The 17,821-nt window shown below is 41.8% G+C and carries 16 protein-coding genes and 1 tRNA gene; 4 read left to right on the forward strand and 13 right to left on the reverse strand.

Going from position 1 to position 17,821, the window contains the following annotated elements; genetic code table 11:
* Window positions 1-359: 359 nt before the first annotated feature.
* Window positions 360-2,078 (forward strand): proline--tRNA ligase, encoded by a 1,719-nt coding sequence (locus C8D84_RS08770; RefSeq protein ID WP_109591508.1) that lies wholly within the window; start codon window positions 360-362, stop codon window positions 2,076-2,078.
* Window positions 2,079-2,165: 87 nt separating this feature from the next.
* Here C8D84_RS08770 and C8D84_RS08775 read toward each other — a convergent pair whose 3' ends face one another.
* From C8D84_RS08775 to C8D84_RS08810, 8 genes are all read right to left on the reverse strand, one after another.
* Window positions 2,166-2,567, reverse strand: a complete 402-nt coding sequence (locus C8D84_RS08775) for a lysozyme inhibitor LprI family protein (protein ID WP_109591510.1) — start codon at window positions 2,565-2,567, stop codon at window positions 2,166-2,168.
* Between the two features lie 106 nt (window positions 2,568-2,673).
* Window positions 2,674-3,549, reverse strand: a complete 876-nt coding sequence (gene queF, locus C8D84_RS08780; RefSeq protein ID WP_109591512.1) for an NADPH-dependent 7-cyano-7-deazaguanine reductase QueF — start codon at window positions 3,547-3,549, stop codon at window positions 2,674-2,676.
* A gap of 63 nt (window positions 3,550-3,612) precedes the next feature.
* The gene (locus C8D84_RS08785; protein ID WP_109591514.1) at window positions 3,613-4,452 is read right to left on the reverse strand and encodes a hypothetical protein; all 840 of its coding nucleotides are present in this window, start codon (window positions 4,450-4,452) and stop codon (window positions 3,613-3,615) included.
* A gap of 27 nt (window positions 4,453-4,479) precedes the next feature.
* Window positions 4,480-5,349, reverse strand: coding sequence for a hypothetical protein (locus tag C8D84_RS08790; protein WP_109591516.1), 870 nt, complete (start codon window positions 5,347-5,349; stop codon window positions 4,480-4,482).
* The gene (locus C8D84_RS08795) at window positions 5,350-6,207 is read right to left on the reverse strand and encodes a hypothetical protein (RefSeq protein WP_109591518.1); all 858 of its coding nucleotides are present in this window, start codon (window positions 6,205-6,207) and stop codon (window positions 5,350-5,352) included.
* A gap of 63 nt (window positions 6,208-6,270) precedes the next feature.
* Window positions 6,271-7,044 carry an ABC transporter permease gene (locus C8D84_RS08800; RefSeq protein WP_045446727.1) on the reverse strand — a complete coding sequence of 258 codons (774 nt, stop codon included), beginning with the start codon at window positions 7,042-7,044 and terminating at the stop codon, window positions 6,271-6,273.
* 29 nt (window positions 7,045-7,073) lie between these two features.
* The gene (locus C8D84_RS08805) at window positions 7,074-8,036 is read right to left on the reverse strand and encodes an ABC transporter ATP-binding protein (protein WP_109591520.1); all 963 of its coding nucleotides are present in this window, start codon (window positions 8,034-8,036) and stop codon (window positions 7,074-7,076) included.
* Window positions 8,037-8,268: 232 nt separating this feature from the next.
* Window positions 8,269-8,901: a c-type cytochrome gene (locus C8D84_RS08810; protein WP_109591522.1), complete on the reverse strand. Its 633-nt coding sequence runs from the start codon at window positions 8,899-8,901 to the stop codon at window positions 8,269-8,271.
* 358 nt (window positions 8,902-9,259) lie between these two features.
* Between C8D84_RS08810 and C8D84_RS08815 the strand changes: the two genes are divergently transcribed.
* Window positions 9,260-9,336: transfer RNA gene (locus C8D84_RS08815), tRNA-Arg, on the forward strand.
* Between the two features lie 162 nt (window positions 9,337-9,498).
* On the opposite strand, the gene C8D84_RS08820 is transcribed toward C8D84_RS08815, so the two are convergent.
* On the reverse strand, window positions 9,499-9,867 hold the full coding sequence (locus C8D84_RS08820) for a hypothetical protein (RefSeq protein ID WP_109591524.1): 369 nt from the start codon (window positions 9,865-9,867) through the stop codon (window positions 9,499-9,501).
* Window positions 9,868-9,902: 35 nt separating this feature from the next.
* Here C8D84_RS08820 and C8D84_RS08825 point away from each other — a divergent pair, with 35 nt between their 5' ends.
* On the forward strand, window positions 9,903-10,703 hold the full coding sequence (locus C8D84_RS08825) for an NAD-dependent deacylase (protein ID WP_109591526.1): 801 nt from the start codon (window positions 9,903-9,905) through the stop codon (window positions 10,701-10,703).
* 127 nt (window positions 10,704-10,830) lie between these two features.
* On the opposite strand, the gene C8D84_RS08830 is transcribed toward C8D84_RS08825, so the two are convergent.
* From C8D84_RS08830 to C8D84_RS08845, 4 genes are all read right to left on the reverse strand, one after another.
* On the reverse strand, window positions 10,831-11,829 hold the full coding sequence (locus tag C8D84_RS08830; RefSeq protein WP_109591528.1) for an adenosine deaminase: 999 nt from the start codon (window positions 11,827-11,829) through the stop codon (window positions 10,831-10,833).
* Window positions 11,830-12,040: 211 nt separating this feature from the next.
* Window positions 12,041-12,565 carry a TPM domain-containing protein gene (locus tag C8D84_RS08835; RefSeq protein ID WP_109591531.1) on the reverse strand — a complete coding sequence of 175 codons (525 nt, stop codon included), beginning with the start codon at window positions 12,563-12,565 and terminating at the stop codon, window positions 12,041-12,043.
* Window positions 12,566-12,650: 85 nt separating this feature from the next.
* Window positions 12,651-13,829 (reverse strand): TPM domain-containing protein, encoded by a 1,179-nt coding sequence (locus C8D84_RS08840; RefSeq protein ID WP_109591533.1) that lies wholly within the window; start codon window positions 13,827-13,829, stop codon window positions 12,651-12,653.
* Window positions 13,830-14,091: 262 nt separating this feature from the next.
* On the reverse strand, window positions 14,092-14,724 hold the full coding sequence (locus C8D84_RS08845; RefSeq protein ID WP_045456163.1) for a LemA family protein: 633 nt from the start codon (window positions 14,722-14,724) through the stop codon (window positions 14,092-14,094).
* A gap of 1,194 nt (window positions 14,725-15,918) precedes the next feature.
* Between C8D84_RS08845 and C8D84_RS08850 the strand changes: the two genes are divergently transcribed.
* Entirely contained in the window at window positions 15,919-17,466 is a 1,548-nt protein-coding gene (locus C8D84_RS08850; RefSeq protein ID WP_109591535.1) for an alanine/glycine:cation symporter family protein, read from the forward strand.
* Window positions 17,467-17,821 lie beyond the last annotated feature (355 nt).

The following is a 17,821-nucleotide window of genomic DNA, read 5'->3' on the forward strand; positions in this document are numbered from 1 at the left end:
AGTCACGTTCTGTCTGAAAAAACAAAAAGTCATTGCGTCTTAGGCTAACTTTACCTAACATAGTCAGATTGTATAAGCAAAATGTTGGCGTACATCTATTTTTCTGGTCTTTATGCGTAAAGTATGACGCTGCCAACATCAACGTTTTAATACAAAATGAAAAGTTCCAGCCTTTTTGTAAGGCGTTTTATGAACGCACTTTCTATTCATGTACTGTTTGTCGCAGTACTTTTTAGCTAGGCATGTCCTAGACTATTACCAAGTGATACAAAGGTAAGCTTGCGTCGGCCATCAAAGCACACGCTCAACATCCTACTATTTCTTATTTATTTTATCGTTGATAAGGTTACGCTTTATTTATGAAAGCCAGTCAATTTTTATTTGCCACTCTAAAAGAAACCCCAAGTGATGCCGATATCGCCTCAAGCCAATTGATGGTGCGTGCCGGTCTTATTAGAAAGATTGCTTCTGGGTTATATATTTGGTTGCCCATGGGGCTACGCATCTTGCAAAAAGTCGAACGTATTGTTCGTGAAGAGATGCAAGAAGTTGGTGCACAAGAAGTGCTCATGCCGATGACCCAGCCTGCCGAGCTTTGGCAAACGACCGGACGCTTTAACGATTATGGTCCTGAGCTATTGCGCTTCAAAGACCGTCATGATCGCGATTTTGTGTTAGGTCCGACACATGAAGAAGTCATCACCAATCTGGCGCAAGGCGAGCTACGTAGTTATAAACAACTACCAATCACCTTTTTCCAAATTCAGAATAAATTCCGTGATGAGATTCGTCCACGTTTTGGGGTGATGCGCGCACGCGAATTTACCATGAAAGATGCTTACTCGTTCCACGTTGATCAAGCATCGTTGGCAAAAACTTACCATGACATGTATGACGCTTATACGCGCATCTTTACCCGTTTGGGCTTAGATTTCCGTGCAGTACAGGCAGATACAGGCTCTATTGGTGGTTTCGCTTCACATGAATTTCATGTCTTGGCAGACAGCGGCGAAGATGATATTGCCTTCTCTGATTCTTCTGATTATGCGGCCAACGTTGAGCTTGCCGAATCAGTGAGCACCGCTGAGCGTCAGCCACCGAAAATGGCGCGCGAAGACGTCCTAACGGAAAATATGACCAGCTGTAAAATGGTTGCTGAACATTTAGGCTTACCATTAGAAACGACGGTCAAAACGTTAATCGTCCATGGTCATACCGAAAATGATGAGCCACAGCTTATCGCTATCGTATTGCGCGGCGATCATCAGCTAAATACGATCAAAGCTGAGAAAATCGAAGAGGCCAATGTGCCGCTGACAATGGCTTCTGATGAAGAACTGAAAGCTGCTGGTCTGTATAAAGGCTATATTGGCGTTAATTTGGATATGCCCGTCTTCGTTGATCGTTCGGCAGCAACTTTGTCAGACTTTATATGCGGTGCCAATGAAGTCAATAAACACACCACTGGTATGAACTGGGCGCGTGATGCGAGCATTACTCGTGTCGTTGATGTACGCAATGTGCAGGAAGGCGACCCTTCTCCTGATGGTAAAGGCAGCCTAAAAATCAAACGTGGTATCGAGGTCGGTCATATCTTCCAGTTGGGTGATAAGTACTCGCAAGCGTTAAATGCTACCGTATCTGGTGAAGATGGTAAGCCTGTGACCCTAATGATGGGCTGCTACGGTATTGGTGTGAGCCGTATCATTGCCGCTGCTATTGAACAGAACAACGACGAAAATGGTATCATGTGGCCACAGACGCCAACGGTTAATGATTCAATCGCTCCTTTTGAGGTCGCTATCATACCGATGAAGTCAAAAGAAGAGACCGTTATGCAGACAGCGACGGCGCTGTACGAAGAGCTAAAGGCTCAAGGTATCAATGTGCTACTCGATGATCGTAACGAGCGTCCAGGTGTTAAGTTTGCTGATCTTGAATTGATTGGTATTCCACATCGTATCGTGGTTTCTGACCGCAACCTTGCTGAAGGTAAGTACGAATACGTCAATCGCCGTGAAGCAGAAAAGCAAATGCTCAGCCGTGAAGACGTCATTGCAAAAGTAAGCGGTAAATAGTTTTACTCGTTAAAACTGTGCCATAAAAAGCGCCTGTCTCATTAAATGAGATAGGCGCTTTTTCGCGTGTAACATAGCTAAAAAAAACTACTTAATATTATATCTTTTAGCAATGACCTTACTGCGTTTCTGTGTCTCATTAGCGGTGCAAACATTAGCGCTAATCTGGGCGTATACCACAGAATTATTCATTGGACCGTCATATTCAAAGTCACACTTATCGCTGCGACTCTTTAACCATATACGCTGTTCTTTATCCAACTGCTGTTGTTGTGTCGTATTCAAAGTACGATAAACGCTCATATAGATTTTATTAAGGCGATTTTTTTCGACTACAATCGCATCGTTACCACAATCATAAGCCACTTCCATATAAGCGTCTTCACAGTTATATTGATTTTCCACAAATGCAGCCTGTGCCAACTGAAAGGTAGCTAGAGACAAAATAGCAGTCCCTAGAGCGGTTAAAAATCCGGTTTTTAACTTCATAGCTGCATCTCAATATTAATAAAATAAGGTTTATTGAGTATAAGAAAGAACGCTCATCTATGAAAGCTAAAAATCTTCATTATTAAACATGGTAGTGAACATTCATTTACTGGCGAATCAAACGACTTGGTTTAGGTAGCAAGGTTATATCACTCACACGGCAAGGATTGATGTCAATACCGCCACGGCGTGTATACCATGCGCGCACCATCAGCTCACTTGGCTCATAATATTTACTTAAGTCAGCAAATATCTGCTCAACACATTGCTCATGAAAACCATTATGCTGACGAAAACTTAAGATATAACGCAGCATTCCAGCCTCATCGACTGTTTTATTACTGGTCATCGAAACTGCTAATGTACCCCAATCAGGCTGATTGGTCACCGGACAATTACTGCGTAGCAGATTAGAATAAAAAGTGTAGGGCTGAGCGCTATCGACTCCTGAATGAGCACCCGTTTGGTCATCATTCAATAACGACGCGTCAGGATGTTCGCATAATGCGACTTTTTCACTACTATTGGCAAGCGCGTCATCGATACAAATACCCTCAGATTGAGCCACCAATAACCCTGATGTCTTATCATGCAGGTCGTCATTTAAGCCAAACAACTCAACTTGCACGTCTGCTTGTACACAGGCTGATAAGTCTTTAGCAATCAGCGCTTGCACTTCTGCCCAACTAACGAATTCAGTAAAGTTGATACTGTTTAAATAGAGCTTAAGTGACTTTGACTCAACGATAAATGGCGAGCTGGCCGGAATACCAAAGCGTGCTATCGCAACCTGCGAGATACCCTGTTGATTTAACCAAGACATCTCAAATGCCTGCCACCAATCGATGCCAACCATTAACTTATCGTCTTGCCAGCCAATGACATCGCGACCCATACTGCGAGCAATAGGATACAAGGTCTCTGGACTATACTCGGTTGGATAGTCAGTGGTTTGCTCACCCAAGATACCGTGAATACTCATAAGTTACTTACCTTTCATGCTTAAATATAATGAAATAAAAACCAGTCATTTTACAGCAATGGGCTATTTTATGGGAATCATTTGCCACTCTGATGCGGGCTCTGTATTCACATAATTAAATCGTACTCGATAAGCAATAGTGTCATGCTCACTCATATTAAAATAAAAATCTACCAATAAGCTATCATTGGTAACCCATTCAAGCTTTGCACTATAAGGCATTGGACTATACTTCCGACTGTCATAAAACTTGAAATGTTGCCGAAAATTTCCATAATCCATATTGTTTTTATCATACTGATAGCTACCGTACTTGTCCTTTTTCCAAATGATAACCTCTTCTTCTTCTGGAAACTCAACTTTAACCGTGGCTGCATAAGTCATGTCTGGTGAAAATGTCAAATGCGATCCTTCAAACTCTTGTATAACACCCGTGTTTAGATCAACCAATACTGTGTTATTAGTTTCATAGGCTTGTCCAGATAGATAAAGCCAGTTTTTATTTTTATCATAGCTATTTATAAGATAAACATACCTAAGGCCATCCCCGTTTTCGTCTTGTACAGGCTTATCAGTCAATATGATAGGAGTTTCATGACTGGGTATCGTAATAGTGGTCTGGTTTAGCTGAGGAGAAATATATTTTGATAATTGTAGTTTTTCGATGAGGTTTTGATTATAAATCATCAAACTCTGATCCAAGCAATCTTGATAAATCCGCTCATTTCTACTATTACAATCCTTACTCCAGTTAGGATAAATAGGCGCTTCTATAGTCTCCCAAACATAGTCATCCATCGTCGCTTTGGGCAGGTCTGCTTGTGCTGGCATTGACAGCATTAGCAGTATTGCACTCGTCATACAGATGCGAATTTCAGTGGCTACTGATAGAGTTATTTGCATATGAGAGCTAGACCTTTTTATTGTTTTTTAATCGTTGGTATTAACATCAGGTAAAACTCTCTGCCATTTACCCTCTTTATTATCAGCCGCATAAATATAGCGCACGCGAAATGCTACCGTGTCAGTGGGATTGACTCTGTAATAAAAATCAACGTTAACTTTATTATTGCTTGTCCAACTGATATCTCGCGCTTCGTACACCTCATGTTTTTTGTCATTATCATAATCTTGTTCATATAATTCATTACTAGCAAATATCGTTGCATAGCGTCCGTCATTGTCAGCTTTTTGACGCTCCCATATTATGATATCTCTGGTCACACCTTGCCTACCATTAAACCCTACCACTTGATTCATATCGCTAGAAAACTTAAGATTGGTCGCATACAGCTCTTGCCAGCGCCCTGTGTTTAAATCGACAATGACAGTCGCTTGAGTCTCATACATCGTACGTAGTAACTGCAACAGATGATGTGATTTATCATAATCCTGCAATTGATAATGAGCCCTATACTCTTCTTCAAACGGTTCAAGATAATCCTTAAATACCAATGGTTGCTTATGGTTGGGTGTATTAATATAAATGGTATCTTTTTCTCGAATAACGCGGTCACTCAAGCCCCACTTTCGGCTTTGTGCATTATCAGCTTGGGCTAACGATTTAAAAATACAGTTTTCATAATCTTTAAACGTTCGATATTCAGTATGATCGTATCGACAGCTGTCTTCATACCAGTCTATCGCTACAGGCGCAGCGACTTTTATCCATATCTCTTCACCTGTCGATGGCTCTAAAGCTAAAGGCGCTGCCTGTGCATCTAAGGCTGCTATTGTGGTCAATATAAATAGTCCTGCGACAGTCAACACCGTCTTTATACAATGAGAGATAGCGATCATTTATCTACTACCTTCATACAGTTGCCACTTATTCGTTGAGGTATTTTTAATAAAGGTATATCGTACTCTAAAAGCCGCTGAATCCGCTTCATTCAACTTATAAAAAGAATCTGCATAAAACTTATCATCATTTATCCAAGTAAAGGTTTCGCTATCATAAACCTGCTGTGCTTTATCTGCTTGATAAAACTTTTTATGACTGTCGTAGTTTTTTGAATCGTAACTACTACTATAGACTTGTTTATAGTAGCCTTCATAGTAACCGCTATCTTGTCGCTCCAAAATATTGACGTGTTCCGTCGCTCCCATTTCACTTTCAAAACCGACTATATATCTCATATCAGGAGAGATATTTAGCTTTCTGAGACTAAAATCTTGCCAAAACCCAGTAACCAAATTCACTACCGTCAAGCTCTCTCCTTCATAAAAGCTTTGATGTATTGTCAGTAATTTCCGTGATTTATCGTAGTCTTGTAGCGAATAATAAGGATTAAAATCCTCCTCATAAGGACTGGAGTAATCAACAAATACTAGTGGGTTTTTCCGATTAGCGACTTTGATATAAACCGCATTTCTCTCTCTAACGACTTTATCGCTGATACTCCATTGCTTACTAAGCGCATTATCCGCATCTTCCCTCAAGTTATACAGACAGTTTTGTAGCGCATCATAAGTTTCATATTTGTAGTCGTTATGGCAATCATACTTATACGTTGCAGGATCTACAGGCGTCTCCATGACAACCCATTCATAATCATCCATTGCCGCAAGTGGCGCTGCGATGGCAATGCTCGTGATTGTACTCAATAAAGTGGCTGTAAAAGCCTTACTCATACTTCTGACAAAAAAAATTTTCATAAAAAAAGCCCAACAATGTTGGACTCTTATAATAAGGTGACAAGCTACATTTTACAAACTAATCTACAAACGCACACGTGAGCCATTACTGAGTAAGCGATAGGCAATGGTATAAAACACTGCGCAGAATACAAAAATAGCAGCCATCGAGTACCAAACATTAACATCAGAATAGCCAAGAATCCCGTAGCGAAATGAGTTGACCATATAAACAATAGGATTTAATAGCGAGATATTTTGCCAAAATGGTGACAAGTTTTCCATCGAGTAAAACACACCGCCAAGATATGTCAATGGCGTAAGCACAAAACTTGGAATGATAGAGATATCATCAAATGAGCGAGCAAACACGGCGTTTATAAAGCCACCAAGTGAAAATAAGATAGACGTACCCAGTACCGTAAATACCGTCACAAATAAATGCTCAATGCCAAGGTCGGTAAAAAATAGTGCGACTATCGAAACGATGATACCAATGGCCAGTCCACGAAAGATACCACCACTGATATAACCCATCAAAATCGCATGTTTGGATACGGGAGAGACCAACAGCTCCTCGATACTGGAGGTGAATTTGGCACTAAAGAAGCTCGATACCACATTAGAGTAACTGTTGGTAATAATCGACATCATAATGAGGCCAGGCACGATAAATTGCATGTATGGTACGCCGCCCATTTCACCGACACGCGAGCCAATCATCTTACCGAAGATGACAAAATAGAGACTCATCGTAATAACTGGTGGCAGCAAGGTCTGTGGCCAAATACGCAGAATTCGGCGAACCTCTTTTAACAAAATGGTGCGAAAAGCAATCCACTTTTTATTCCATGACATGGTTTTATTAGGATCTATCATTTCTTGACTCACAATCCTGCCTCCTTCATGCTGTCTGCACTTTGGATATTTTTGTCTACTAAGCGCATAAATAGCTCTTCCAGTCGATTAGCTTTATTACGCATGCTAGCTACCGTAATACCTTGCGCGGATAACTGATCAAAAACGCCATTTAACGATTCGCCTTCTGTTAGCGTAACTTCAAGCGTCTGATCATCAGGTTGCGATGTGTCTGTCACTCCTGCCAAAACCAATTGACGCGTAAGCGGTGTCTCCAAATCAAAAACAAAAGTCTCAACCGATAGCTGCGCTAGCAAGTCCTTCATCTCGGTATTAATACGAATCTCACCATGATCCAAAATAGCAATGCGTTTGCATAGCTGCTCCGCTTCTTCAAGATAATGAGTCGTCAGAATAATCGTGGTGTTTTCTTCGATATTAATCTGCTGCATAAACTCCCACATAGAGCGGCGTAACTCGATATCTACCCCAGCGGTTGGCTCATCCAAAATCAATAATTTTGGCTTATGAATCAGCGCCCTTGCAATCATCAACCGGCGCTTCATACCACCTGATAGCTCACGTGACTTGCTATTGCGCTTGTCCCACAGACCTAACGCCATTAATAATCGTTTTGCCCGTGGGCGTGCTTCTTTGGCAGGAATACCAAAGTAACCGGCCTGTGTAATCAAAATATCTTCGACTTTTTCGAACATATTAAAATTAAACTCTTGTGGGACGATACCAAGATACTGTTTAGCGACAGACGGATTCTCTAGTAAGTCGGTGCCAAAGATCTTTACGCTGCCAGTGGTTGGTTTAAAAAGCGAGCTAATAATACCGATCATGGTTGATTTACCAGCACCATTTGGTCCCAGCAACGCAAAAAAACCTCCTTGCGGGACGGTTAAACTGACATCTTTGAGTGCCGAAAACCCATTGCTATAGGTTTTGGATAAATTCTGGATAGCAAGTGCTGGTACCTCAGACATGAAAACCTCTTTATTGGTTATAAATTTATGTAAAAATGTTTTTAGAATATAAACAGACAGAAGAGACTGTGTAGTGTCATAAAGTGAGGCTAGTATTGGTGAATTTCAACTGTAATGCCTTAGAAGTACTGTATTGATAATACTCATCATTAAAAAAGCGCCTATCTCATTTAATGAAATAGGCGCTCCACTGATATATAGGGTAAAAAGCTTAGCCAGATAGTCAATACAATTAGCTTGCTTCACCAACCATATAATCGACAGCGTTTTGAACTTCTTCATCAGGGATATCAGCGCCACCTTTAGCAGGCATGGCGTTAAAACCATTGATAGCATGAGTGTATAATGTTTCTTTACCCTTGGAGATACGTGGTCCCCATGCACCAGCGTCACCTAAGATTGGCGAGCCAAGTAGACCTGCAGCATGACAAGTCTGACATACGGCATTGTATACTGCTTTGCCATCACGAGGACCATCACCCGCTGCTGGGCCAGCGGCGCGTGCCGTCACATCACAAACTTCATCGTCTTCAAAGCACACTTTAGCAACTGGCTGAATGCGAGCAATTAAGTTAGGATACAAAGCAATCAGCTTTTGCACTTGCGGCGTATCTTGCGGAATAGGCTCTTCATCAACCGCAGGTGCGGCAGCGGCAGTTTCTGCGGCAGGTGCCTCGCCATCAGTCGTATCTGCAGCAGCTTGGGTATCATCACCCAATTGCTCAGGCGCATTTGCTACCACTTCCTGCGCTGCTGCTACATCAGAAACAGTTACAGGAGTGTCTACAACACTTTCAGCTTGGCTCACCGCGATACTAGCGATTCCTAGAATGGCAGCTGCCGATAACATAACTACTTTTCTCATTCGTCACGTTCTCTTATTACATATACAAAGGCTCATACGGCTCAGACATTCTGCTTGTCCTCCTTTGACAACCAAATAGTTATCAATAGCAAACAGCCATCCCGCGTACTAGCACACTTGTAATCGGTGATTATAAATATGAATTCTCCCTGTCATTATAAGGGAAAAGGCAGGTAGATTGCCATGCCTGTTTAATGACTATCCTGTTTTTTCTTAAAAAACATCAATCACTGTCTTCATTCATTGGCTTTATGGATTTTATTTGTTAGACTAAGCGGTCTTTATTTTTCAACATCTTTACTGCTCATAACGCTCGTTTAGGCATGATGTTGATAATACCGTACGCCGTTGTTATTATGCGCTCGTAGCTCAGTTGGATAGAGTATCGGTCTCCGAAGCCGAGGGTCGTGGGTTCGATTCCCGCCGAGCGCACCAATCATCGTATTTATAATATTTGTTTCATCCTTCCCTAGTAACATCCTAAATCTCAAATACCCATTAACTCCGTGCTCAAAATATTTGCGGATTTCACTGTGCATACTCGTCTATTGATAAACAGTTCTCTTATATGATAGGCATTTTGCTTATAACACTCGCCTATTCTGCTTGCTGCAAATTAGCCGCTAGCTGGGCACGGTTGGGCACACGATGATAATTAATCACGGGCACGTTACCCAACAGGCGCTGACCTGAAGCAATTTTCTTATCCATCGTAATCATTGCAATTTTCCTATCTTGTTTACTGAGCAATAAGTGATTGGTCTTGCGTGTGACTCGATAATCAGGAAAATACTGTTTGATCAGCACGGAGGTTTTTTGCAGGTCGTCATTAATAGGTTTTTTCACGCTTTTAGACGATTTATTATGAATTGTCTCACCCACTTTTACGCCGCGTGACTTTGCCAACAACCATAAAGCGGCAATAACGGCAAACAATATGACAAGCCACCAAATTCCATCTATCATTAGAAGAGATATCCATTATTAGCAAGGGTTGGCTCATGTTAGCAGAATTATCACCAGCGTTAATAGCAGAAGTAGAACTTGCTGCTAAATTATTGACATCCAAACAGCATATTTGCATCTTAACGGGTGCAGGGATTTCAGCCGAAAGTGGCATTCCAACTTTCCGAGATAAGCAAACAGGCTTGTGGGAAAACTATGGTGTGGAAGACTTGGCGACACCTGAGGCTTTCACTCGTGATCCAAAACTGGTGTGGTCATGGTATCAATGGCGCAGACAACTGGTAGCGGATAAAAAACCGAACCCTGCACATGTTGCCTTAGCGCAGTGGCAATACCAGACTCAGTCGTCCAATCAATCATTAACGCTTATCACTCAAAATGTTGATGATTTACATGAGCAAGCTGGCAGTAAGGCAACTCATTTGCATGGCAATCTGTGGCATAACCGCTGTAGTCAATGTGAGACAGCCTGCCAAAGTCAATCGAGGGGTTCGTATCATAGCGAGGATACAATCAATTTTGATGACACACTGATGACCTGTCGCCATTGCGATGGCTATATCAGACCAGATATCGTTTGGTTTGGCGAAGCATTACCAGTACAAGCATGGCAAACGGCAGAAGATGCGGCGGCGAACTGCGAGGTATTTATCAGTATTGGCACCTCCAGTCTCGTCTATCCTGCCGCTGGACTCGCACAGTTAGCGAAGCAAAATGGTGCCAAAATTATTGAGATAAATCCCAATCCAACGCCGAATACTATTGTGGATATCACCTTAGCGGACAAAGCTGGTGTGATTATGCCGTTATTAATCCAGAAAATCACTGCGCTCTAGTCACTTGAACTTAAGTCACCTAAACTTAAGTCCCTTGAACCTAAAAAGCATACCGTGTGAAAAAGAAAAGGCTTAACGATTGATATCAACCGTTAAGCCTCGGATCTAAAACCTAATCATAATTGGTTTATTTTAGTGCCAGATCGACTTTCGCCAAATATGCTGCTTTTAATTCATCACTAATAAATGAGGCATTAAAGGAGTTCTTTACCAAAGTAACAACATCATCTTCTGTTAGCGGTAAATTTTCGCATATATTTATAAAGTTCTGATTCATATAACCTTTGAAATAGGCTGGGTCGTCTGAGTTTATGGTGATATTTAGACCATAATCTAGCAGCTCTTTGATATTGTGTTCTTTGTAATGATCAAAGACTTTCAGCTCAATATTTGAGTTCGGGCAAACGGTCAGCGGCATTTGCTCATCTTTCAGTCTTTGCATCAACTCTGGGCTTTTTATCGATTGCACACCATGATCGATTCTATTGATATTTAATAAGTCCAGTGCTTCATAAATGTACGAAAAATCTGCCTCTTCACCAGCATGGGCGACCAGCTTAAAACCTGCTTCTTTAGCTTTTTTGAAGACATCTTTGAATTTCGATGGTGGATTGCCCAGCTCTGACGAATCAAGACCGACACCGATGATGTCATCTTTGAATACCAGTGCTTGCTCTAAGGTCTCAAACGCTTCTTCTTGCGATAAATGCCTTAGGAAACACATGATAATACAAGAGGTGATACCATATTTTTCTTTGGCATCTGCAAGCGCTTCTTTGATGCCTGTTATCACCACTTCAAAAGGTATACCTCTTTCAGTATGCGTCTGCGGGTCAAAAAATATCTCTGTGTGAATGATATTATCTTCAACACACTTAAGTATATATTCCCACGTTAAATCATAAAAATCATCTTTAGTGATCAGGACATTTGCGCCTGCATAGTAGATATCTAAAAAGGTTTGCAAGTTGGTGAAGTTGTAGGCGTTGCGCACATCTTCTATGTTTTTATAGGGAATCTCTATCTGGTTCTTTTTGGCCAATCTAAACATCAGCTCAGGTTCTAGTGAGCCTTCAATATGTAAATGCAGCTCAGCTTTTGGTAATTTCTTTATTAAATCAATCATAGGATTCCAGTGACGGCTTTTTGTAGTAGAGTACTTTTGAGAAGTGCTTTTGAGAGGTGCCTTTATAAATGCAAAGCCTGTATATACGCTTGAGCAATATATCAATCACCCTCAATTTATAAAGGCGCTATTATATTGTAATTGATGCCGAAACCCTATAAAAGAACACGATGCTAGCAAAATAACAAGCCATCAGATTCCCTCATCAACGTTACTTCAAAAACACCACAGTATCAGACAACTCGTTACCCGCTGGATCCTGCTCCAAATGATAATACTGACGCAGCACTTGCCCAACTTCATCTAACAATTCAGCCAAGCTTTCTTCGGTTTTTTGATTGGCAATACCTGACACAGCCTTGTCACACATCGCCCGCCAAACGGTGGGGCTGACATGAGCACTGATACCACGATCAGCTACGATCTCTAACTGGTGCTCGCAAATATTGACATACACCAAGACGCCCGTATTCTCTTCAGTATCCCAAACTCGATACTCACTAAACAGCTCAATCGCACGTTCGCGACAGCCAATATAATACGCCTCTTGAATCGGCAGATGGTTTTCTACAATCAAAAACACCTCACCCCGATGCCCTCGCTCTGCATGGGTCACCTCGTCTGTTAAACGTGCTTTGGCCGCTGCTGTTAACCATTTACTATGCAATATAGGAATAAATAAGACTTGACGCCACCAGCGGGCAAAACTGGGATTTGACGCGTTGTTTTCTGACATTTTACTATTTCCTCAAATACGTCATTGCTGACGGTCGTTTAGTATCTGTTCTTACTCAAGCATCTACCAAGCATCTACCAAGCGTCTACCACGAGCCACCAGCACCGCCGCCGCCAAAACCGCCGCCGCCACCACCGAAGCCGCCACCACCGAAGCCGCCGCCGCCAAAACCACCACCGCCAAAACCACCACCGCCAGAGCCCATACCAGGTAGAAATACTATGCCGCCGCCTCTACGACCGCCGCCAGATCCACCTTTACCTCCGCCGCCGCCACGTGAAATCAAAAATAGCCATAAGAATATAGCCATAATAACGGTCATAAAAAAACCACCGCCTAAGGCTAACGATCCCGCAAAAAACCCACCAGCAGTAATAATAGAACCAAATACACGACCAAAAATACTGGTAATAAAGCTTCCAAATATCATTGCCATAATGAATAAAAATATGGGCGATGGTAGCTCGTCTGAATCTTGTTGTGCACTACGCTCGGCTGCTTGCGCATCAGCACGAGCCAATACCTCAGGATCAGCAGTCAGCCGCGTTTTGAGTGCGTCAACGCCAGCTATTATTCCAGCACCATAGTTATTTTGCTTAAATAACGGCGTGATATCTTCACGAATAATACGATTGACGGCAGCATCTGGTAAGACACCCTCTAGTCCATAACCCGTCAAAATGTACATATCACGGTCATTGACGGCGACTACCATGAGTAAGCCATCATCGATGTCTTTATTGCCCAGCTGCCACTTCTCAGCTACTTGTAGAGCATAGTCAAAGATAGGGACGCCATTGGTCGTAGGAACGATAACCACCGCTGCTTGGGCAAGACCTTGCTGATAAATATTTCTAAGCTGCGCCTCTAGACGCTGTTTTTCTTGCGGATTTAGAATATTGGCCTGATCAACCACAGGATTATTTAATATGAGCTTATCAGCATCGACACTGGGTGCATTTGACTGTATAGGAGAAGGATTTGCGGCTGTTGACCCAACTATTGCCTCATTATTAGCCACATTAGGGTTAATCGCCTCATTACCTAAAATGGCATTATTGATTGCATCATTACCCAATACAGCGTCATTGATCGCTTCATTAGACTCGCCCGCTTTGGCAATCGCTACCAAGTCCTCAACACTACGACTTTGCATGTCTGAGGTGCTATCAATGGCTTCATTAGGCGCAGCATACAACACAGGCGCACTACTGATGCTGAGTGTGAACAGTAATACTGATAGGATTGCTTTTGAATTGTTCATCTAATCTATACCACCTCAAGTGACATCTGTACTGAGTGAATCTACGTGATACCATTCACAAAAATTAGCATAGCAAAGAAACCATATTTGACACAGCTAATCGTACTTTTTGGATTTGGTATTAAGTTTAATAGGCATTCATATCCATCAATACCTTTAAAAATGTGGCTAAGCAAACTAGTGGCTAACTAAGCTAAACGATAAAAATTTAAACAAACAGAGCGGCAAATCCCGCTCTGTTTTCATCTCTATTTAATCATCACTACTCAGCTGTCGCTGACTTATCATCACCGAAGTCAACACTTGGTGCAGTTGAAATAGCGTCTTCATTCGCCACGCTAAAGTTTGGCTTGGCATTCATACCAAATACTTTTGCTGTAATGTTGGTTGGGAACTGGCGCACCGTCGTATTATAGCTTTGCACTTCTTGAATATAACGGTTACGAGCGACGGCAATACGGTTTTCAGTGCCTTCGAGTTGGGCTTGTAAGTCTTGGAACAAAGCATCTGACTTTAGCTCAGGATAACGTTCAGAGACAGCCATCAAACGTGATAATGCACCTGTCATCTGTTCCTGTGCAGCTGCATAACGCTCCATCGCTTCTGGATCATTCAGTACTTCTGGCGTCACAGTAATGCTACCAGCACGAGAGCGTGCCTCAGCTACTTGAGTAAACACTTCTTGTTCTTGCTCAGCATACTGCTGCACGACTTTGACTAAGTTTGGTACCAAATCAGCGCGGCGTTGATATTGGTTCACCACTTCTGACCACGACGCGGTAACTTGCTCATCTTGAGCTTGCAGGTTGTTGTAGCCACAACCGCTTAGACCAACGGTAGACGTCGCTAACACGGCTGCGAGCAATATGGGTTTTACAATTGATTGACGCGTCATCATTGTTTCTCCTAATAATGGTAAATAACAAATAGCCAGTAGCACTTTTTTAATAATTTTTTAAAGCTTATATTTTGAAGCTGATACATGAGGTCATGCAAATGTATGTCTATTTATATTGAAGCCGCATATTTTCTATAATAAAGGCGCATCACTTATATTAAAGCCACACTAAACATAAAAACAGCAGTTAGTGAGTACGATAGCAATCGTATGCCGCCCTATGATCTCGTCTTATCAACGAAACGAACCTATAGGATAAGATATCTTACACAATGATGGCGCTATCTCGGTATTTTTACAATTAGCCGTTACCAAAACACAACCGCAAAACCACACTGCTATCCCATGACTATTGCTCGTTTTTATTACCTATTATTGATAACATCTACATCACAGATCTCATCGAACGACTGACGTTATCTTTAGTGCATAGCTTGTCCAGCATAGAGGAGTGACAGATGAGCGATGAATGACCGCTCTGTTTTTGTGTAGTCGATGTGGCTTTATCTATTGATTCGATATCTAACAACGGTCAAAACATGCGATATTTTATCGTTATTTGTAGTCATATCTGCCTGACTCAATATGAATATATATGCTTCTGTACAAAGAAAATTCTAGTAATTACTACAAAAATATGGCAAATTGCAGTTACGTAGCCGTACGGTTTGAATACATTTGGTAGTGGACTTATGGCTTGATTAGTATTAGCGAGTTGTTGATTTCTATGTAAAATATTACTCAATTATTAGAGATTCGCTTAATCGTTTCAATCAGCCACACCAACCCTGTAGTCAATCGATACCGCTCACAAAAAGTTGAATGCTATCGGCATGATAAGTATTTAATATTATAACCGCCTGTTTTATCCACTGGTCTACTGAACATTCATCTGAGATATTAAGTGATAAGATAAATGTCGCAGTAATTGAGACAGCTTACGCCTTGCAACTATGCTGATACGCATATCGTCGGTAATAAGCTTAAGCAAACTGTCAATATTACTGATAAACCAAGCGGATAACGACAGACAACTACAGTCCATTCTTAGTGGCTAAGCGCGTATGAGACTTAACGGATATATATGAGTCGATGTAGATAATTTAACTGCTTAACTTAAATAAGTAAGTTAACCAGTTAGCTTACTCCTAGCATACAGAGCCACTTTGAGACAGTACTAGGAATATACATATGGAAGGTTTAGTTAACTTAGTAAACGGAATTATCTGGAGCCCCGCACTGATCTATCTGTGCTTGGGCGCGGGCCTATTTTATTCCATTATGACGCGCTTCGTACAAGTGCGTCTGTTCGGTGAAATGATCAAATTACTCTTTACTGGTAAATCTAGTGATCAAGGTATTTCATCATTTCAGGCACTTGCCGTATCACTCGCAGGACGCGTAGGTATGGGTAACATCGCTGGGGCAGCTGCGGCTATCGGTTTCGGTGGCCCAGGTGCCGTATTTTGGATGTGGGTCGTGGCCTTCTTAGGCGCATCTACTGCTTATGTTGAGTCTACGCTCGCACAGATTTATAAAGAAAAAGATGTCATCACTGGCGAATATCGCGGTGGCCCAGCGTACTATTTTGAGCGCGCACTTGGCCAAAAATGGTATGGCATCCTCTTTGCAATCTCATCTATCCTCGCTTGTGGTATATTTTTACCAGGTGTACAGGCAAACGGCGTTATCAATGCTTTCGCACAGGTAATGGGCGAAGGATCTGTTATGAGCATTGGCGCCTTAGAAGTTGGCTCAATGCGTCTAGTAGCCTTAGCCATTATCCTTGTGGTATTAGGTATTATCATTTTTGGTGGTATCAAGCGTATCGCAACGTTTACCGAGTATGCCGTTCCTTTTATGGCATTGGGCTATATCGTTCTTGCACTGATCATCATGTTTACTAACTTTGACATGATTCCACAAGTATTCGGTCTAATCGTTAGCGATGCCTTTACTGCTCAAGCAGGTTTTGGTGCAGCGATTGGTTGGGGTGTAAAACGTGGTATTTACTCAAATGAAGCAGGTCAAGGTACAGGTCCTCATGCTGCTGCTGCTGCTGAAGTTGAGCATCCATCACAGCAGGGTTTGGTTCAGGCATTCTCAGTATATGTCGATACCCTATTAGTATGTTCTGCTACTGCCTTCATGATCCTAACCATGGGTACTTACAACATTCAAGGAACATTACCAGACGGTCAGTTCATCGTACAGAATGTCGCTGCTACCACTGAAATCAACGCCCCTGCATTCACGCAAATGGCGATGGAATCTGTTTATGGTGGTTTTGGTAACACCTTTATCGCTATTGCTGTCTTCTTCTTTGCCTTTACCACTATCTTGGCTTACTACTACATCGCCGAAGTGAACGTTGCTTATCTAACGCGCTTTGTCGGTCGCAGTGCCAACAAGACTGGTCTATTCTTAGTCAAAATCTTAATCATGGTGATGGTTGCTTACGGCGGCCTAAACTCAGCTGGCTACATTTGGGCTATTGGTGATATTGGTGTTGGGCTTATGGCTTGGTTGAACATCGTTGGTATTTTGGTCATCTTCATTGTGGCTCGTCCAACGCTTACTATGCTAAAAGACTATGAAGCACAGCGTAAAGCAGGTGTTGAGCGCTACAGTTTTGATCCTGCAAAATTCGGCATCAAAAACGCCCCTTATTGGGAAGAGCGTCATCTAAAAGAGCAACAAAGAATGGCAGCAGATCCACTACGTAAAGAGCATAAGTAATATTCTATAACGTAGCTATTATTCTTTAACATGATTATTATTCAAACCTCCAAAACAAAAGCCCGAAACAATCGTTTCGGGCTTTTTTGTTTCAAACCTTTGCATTTATAAACCTCCAATAAACGTCTTATATAAGTCATCATTACTCTTTAAATTTGCATTAGTGTGAACCAATGAGAGGCTCATTTATCTTACTCTCCATTTCATTGAACCGTTTTCATGCGACTGACTTATATCAATGCTATGGTAAACATTAGTTATCCCCCAAACGCAAAAAAGCCCAGCTCAATAGCTAAGCTTCTTCGACGTCATTATTTAAATAATTAATTAATCATAAATAAAGAGACTATCAAAA

The sequence above is a fragment of the Psychrobacter immobilis genome (genome assembly GCF_003148585.1).
In the GTDB taxonomy this organism is placed as follows: domain Bacteria; phylum Pseudomonadota; class Gammaproteobacteria; order Pseudomonadales; family Moraxellaceae; genus Psychrobacter; species Psychrobacter immobilis.

Excerpts from the sequence above, each read along its gene's own strand:
- C8D84_RS08830 (WP_109591528.1), bottom strand. The coding sequence starts at position 11,829 with ATGATTGATTTAATAAAGAAATTACCAAAAGCTGAGCTGCATTTACAT.
- C8D84_RS08790 (WP_109591516.1), bottom strand. The coding sequence starts at position 5,349 with ATGATCGCTATCTCTCATTGTATAAAGACGGTGTTGACTGTCGCAGGA.
- C8D84_RS08785 (WP_109591514.1), bottom strand. The coding sequence starts at position 4,452 with ATGCAAATAACTCTATCAGTAGCCACTGAAATTCGCATCTGTATGACG.
- C8D84_RS08805 (WP_109591520.1), bottom strand. The coding sequence starts at position 8,036 with ATGTCTGAGGTACCAGCACTTGCTATCCAGAATTTATCCAAAACCTAT.
- C8D84_RS08820 (WP_109591524.1), bottom strand. The coding sequence starts at position 9,867 with ATGATAGATGGAATTTGGTGGCTTGTCATATTGTTTGCCGTTATTGCC.
- C8D84_RS08850 (WP_109591535.1), top strand. The coding sequence starts at position 15,919 with ATGGAAGGTTTAGTTAACTTAGTAAACGGAATTATCTGGAGCCCCGCA.
- C8D84_RS08835 (WP_109591531.1), bottom strand. The coding sequence starts at position 12,565 with ATGTCAGAAAACAACGCGTCAAATCCCAGTTTTGCCCGCTGGTGGCGT.
- C8D84_RS08795 (WP_109591518.1), bottom strand. The coding sequence starts at position 6,207 with ATGAAAATTTTTTTTGTCAGAAGTATGAGTAAGGCTTTTACAGCCACT.
- C8D84_RS08840 (WP_109591533.1), bottom strand. The coding sequence starts at position 13,829 with ATGAACAATTCAAAAGCAATCCTATCAGTATTACTGTTCACACTCAGC.
- C8D84_RS08775 (WP_109591510.1), bottom strand. The coding sequence starts at position 2,567 with ATGAAGTTAAAAACCGGATTTTTAACCGCTCTAGGGACTGCTATTTTG.
- queF (WP_109591512.1), bottom strand. The coding sequence starts at position 3,549 with ATGAGTATTCACGGTATCTTGGGTGAGCAAACCACTGACTATCCAACC.
- C8D84_RS08825 (WP_109591526.1), top strand. The coding sequence starts at position 9,903 with ATGTTAGCAGAATTATCACCAGCGTTAATAGCAGAAGTAGAACTTGCT.
- C8D84_RS08845 (WP_045456163.1), bottom strand. The coding sequence starts at position 14,724 with ATGACGCGTCAATCAATTGTAAAACCCATATTGCTCGCAGCCGTGTTA.
- C8D84_RS08800 (WP_045446727.1), bottom strand. The coding sequence starts at position 7,044 with ATGTCATGGAATAAAAAGTGGATTGCTTTTCGCACCATTTTGTTAAAA.
- C8D84_RS08770 (WP_109591508.1), top strand. The coding sequence starts at position 360 with ATGAAAGCCAGTCAATTTTTATTTGCCACTCTAAAAGAAACCCCAAGT.
- C8D84_RS08810 (WP_109591522.1), bottom strand. The coding sequence starts at position 8,901 with ATGAGAAAAGTAGTTATGTTATCGGCAGCTGCCATTCTAGGAATCGCT.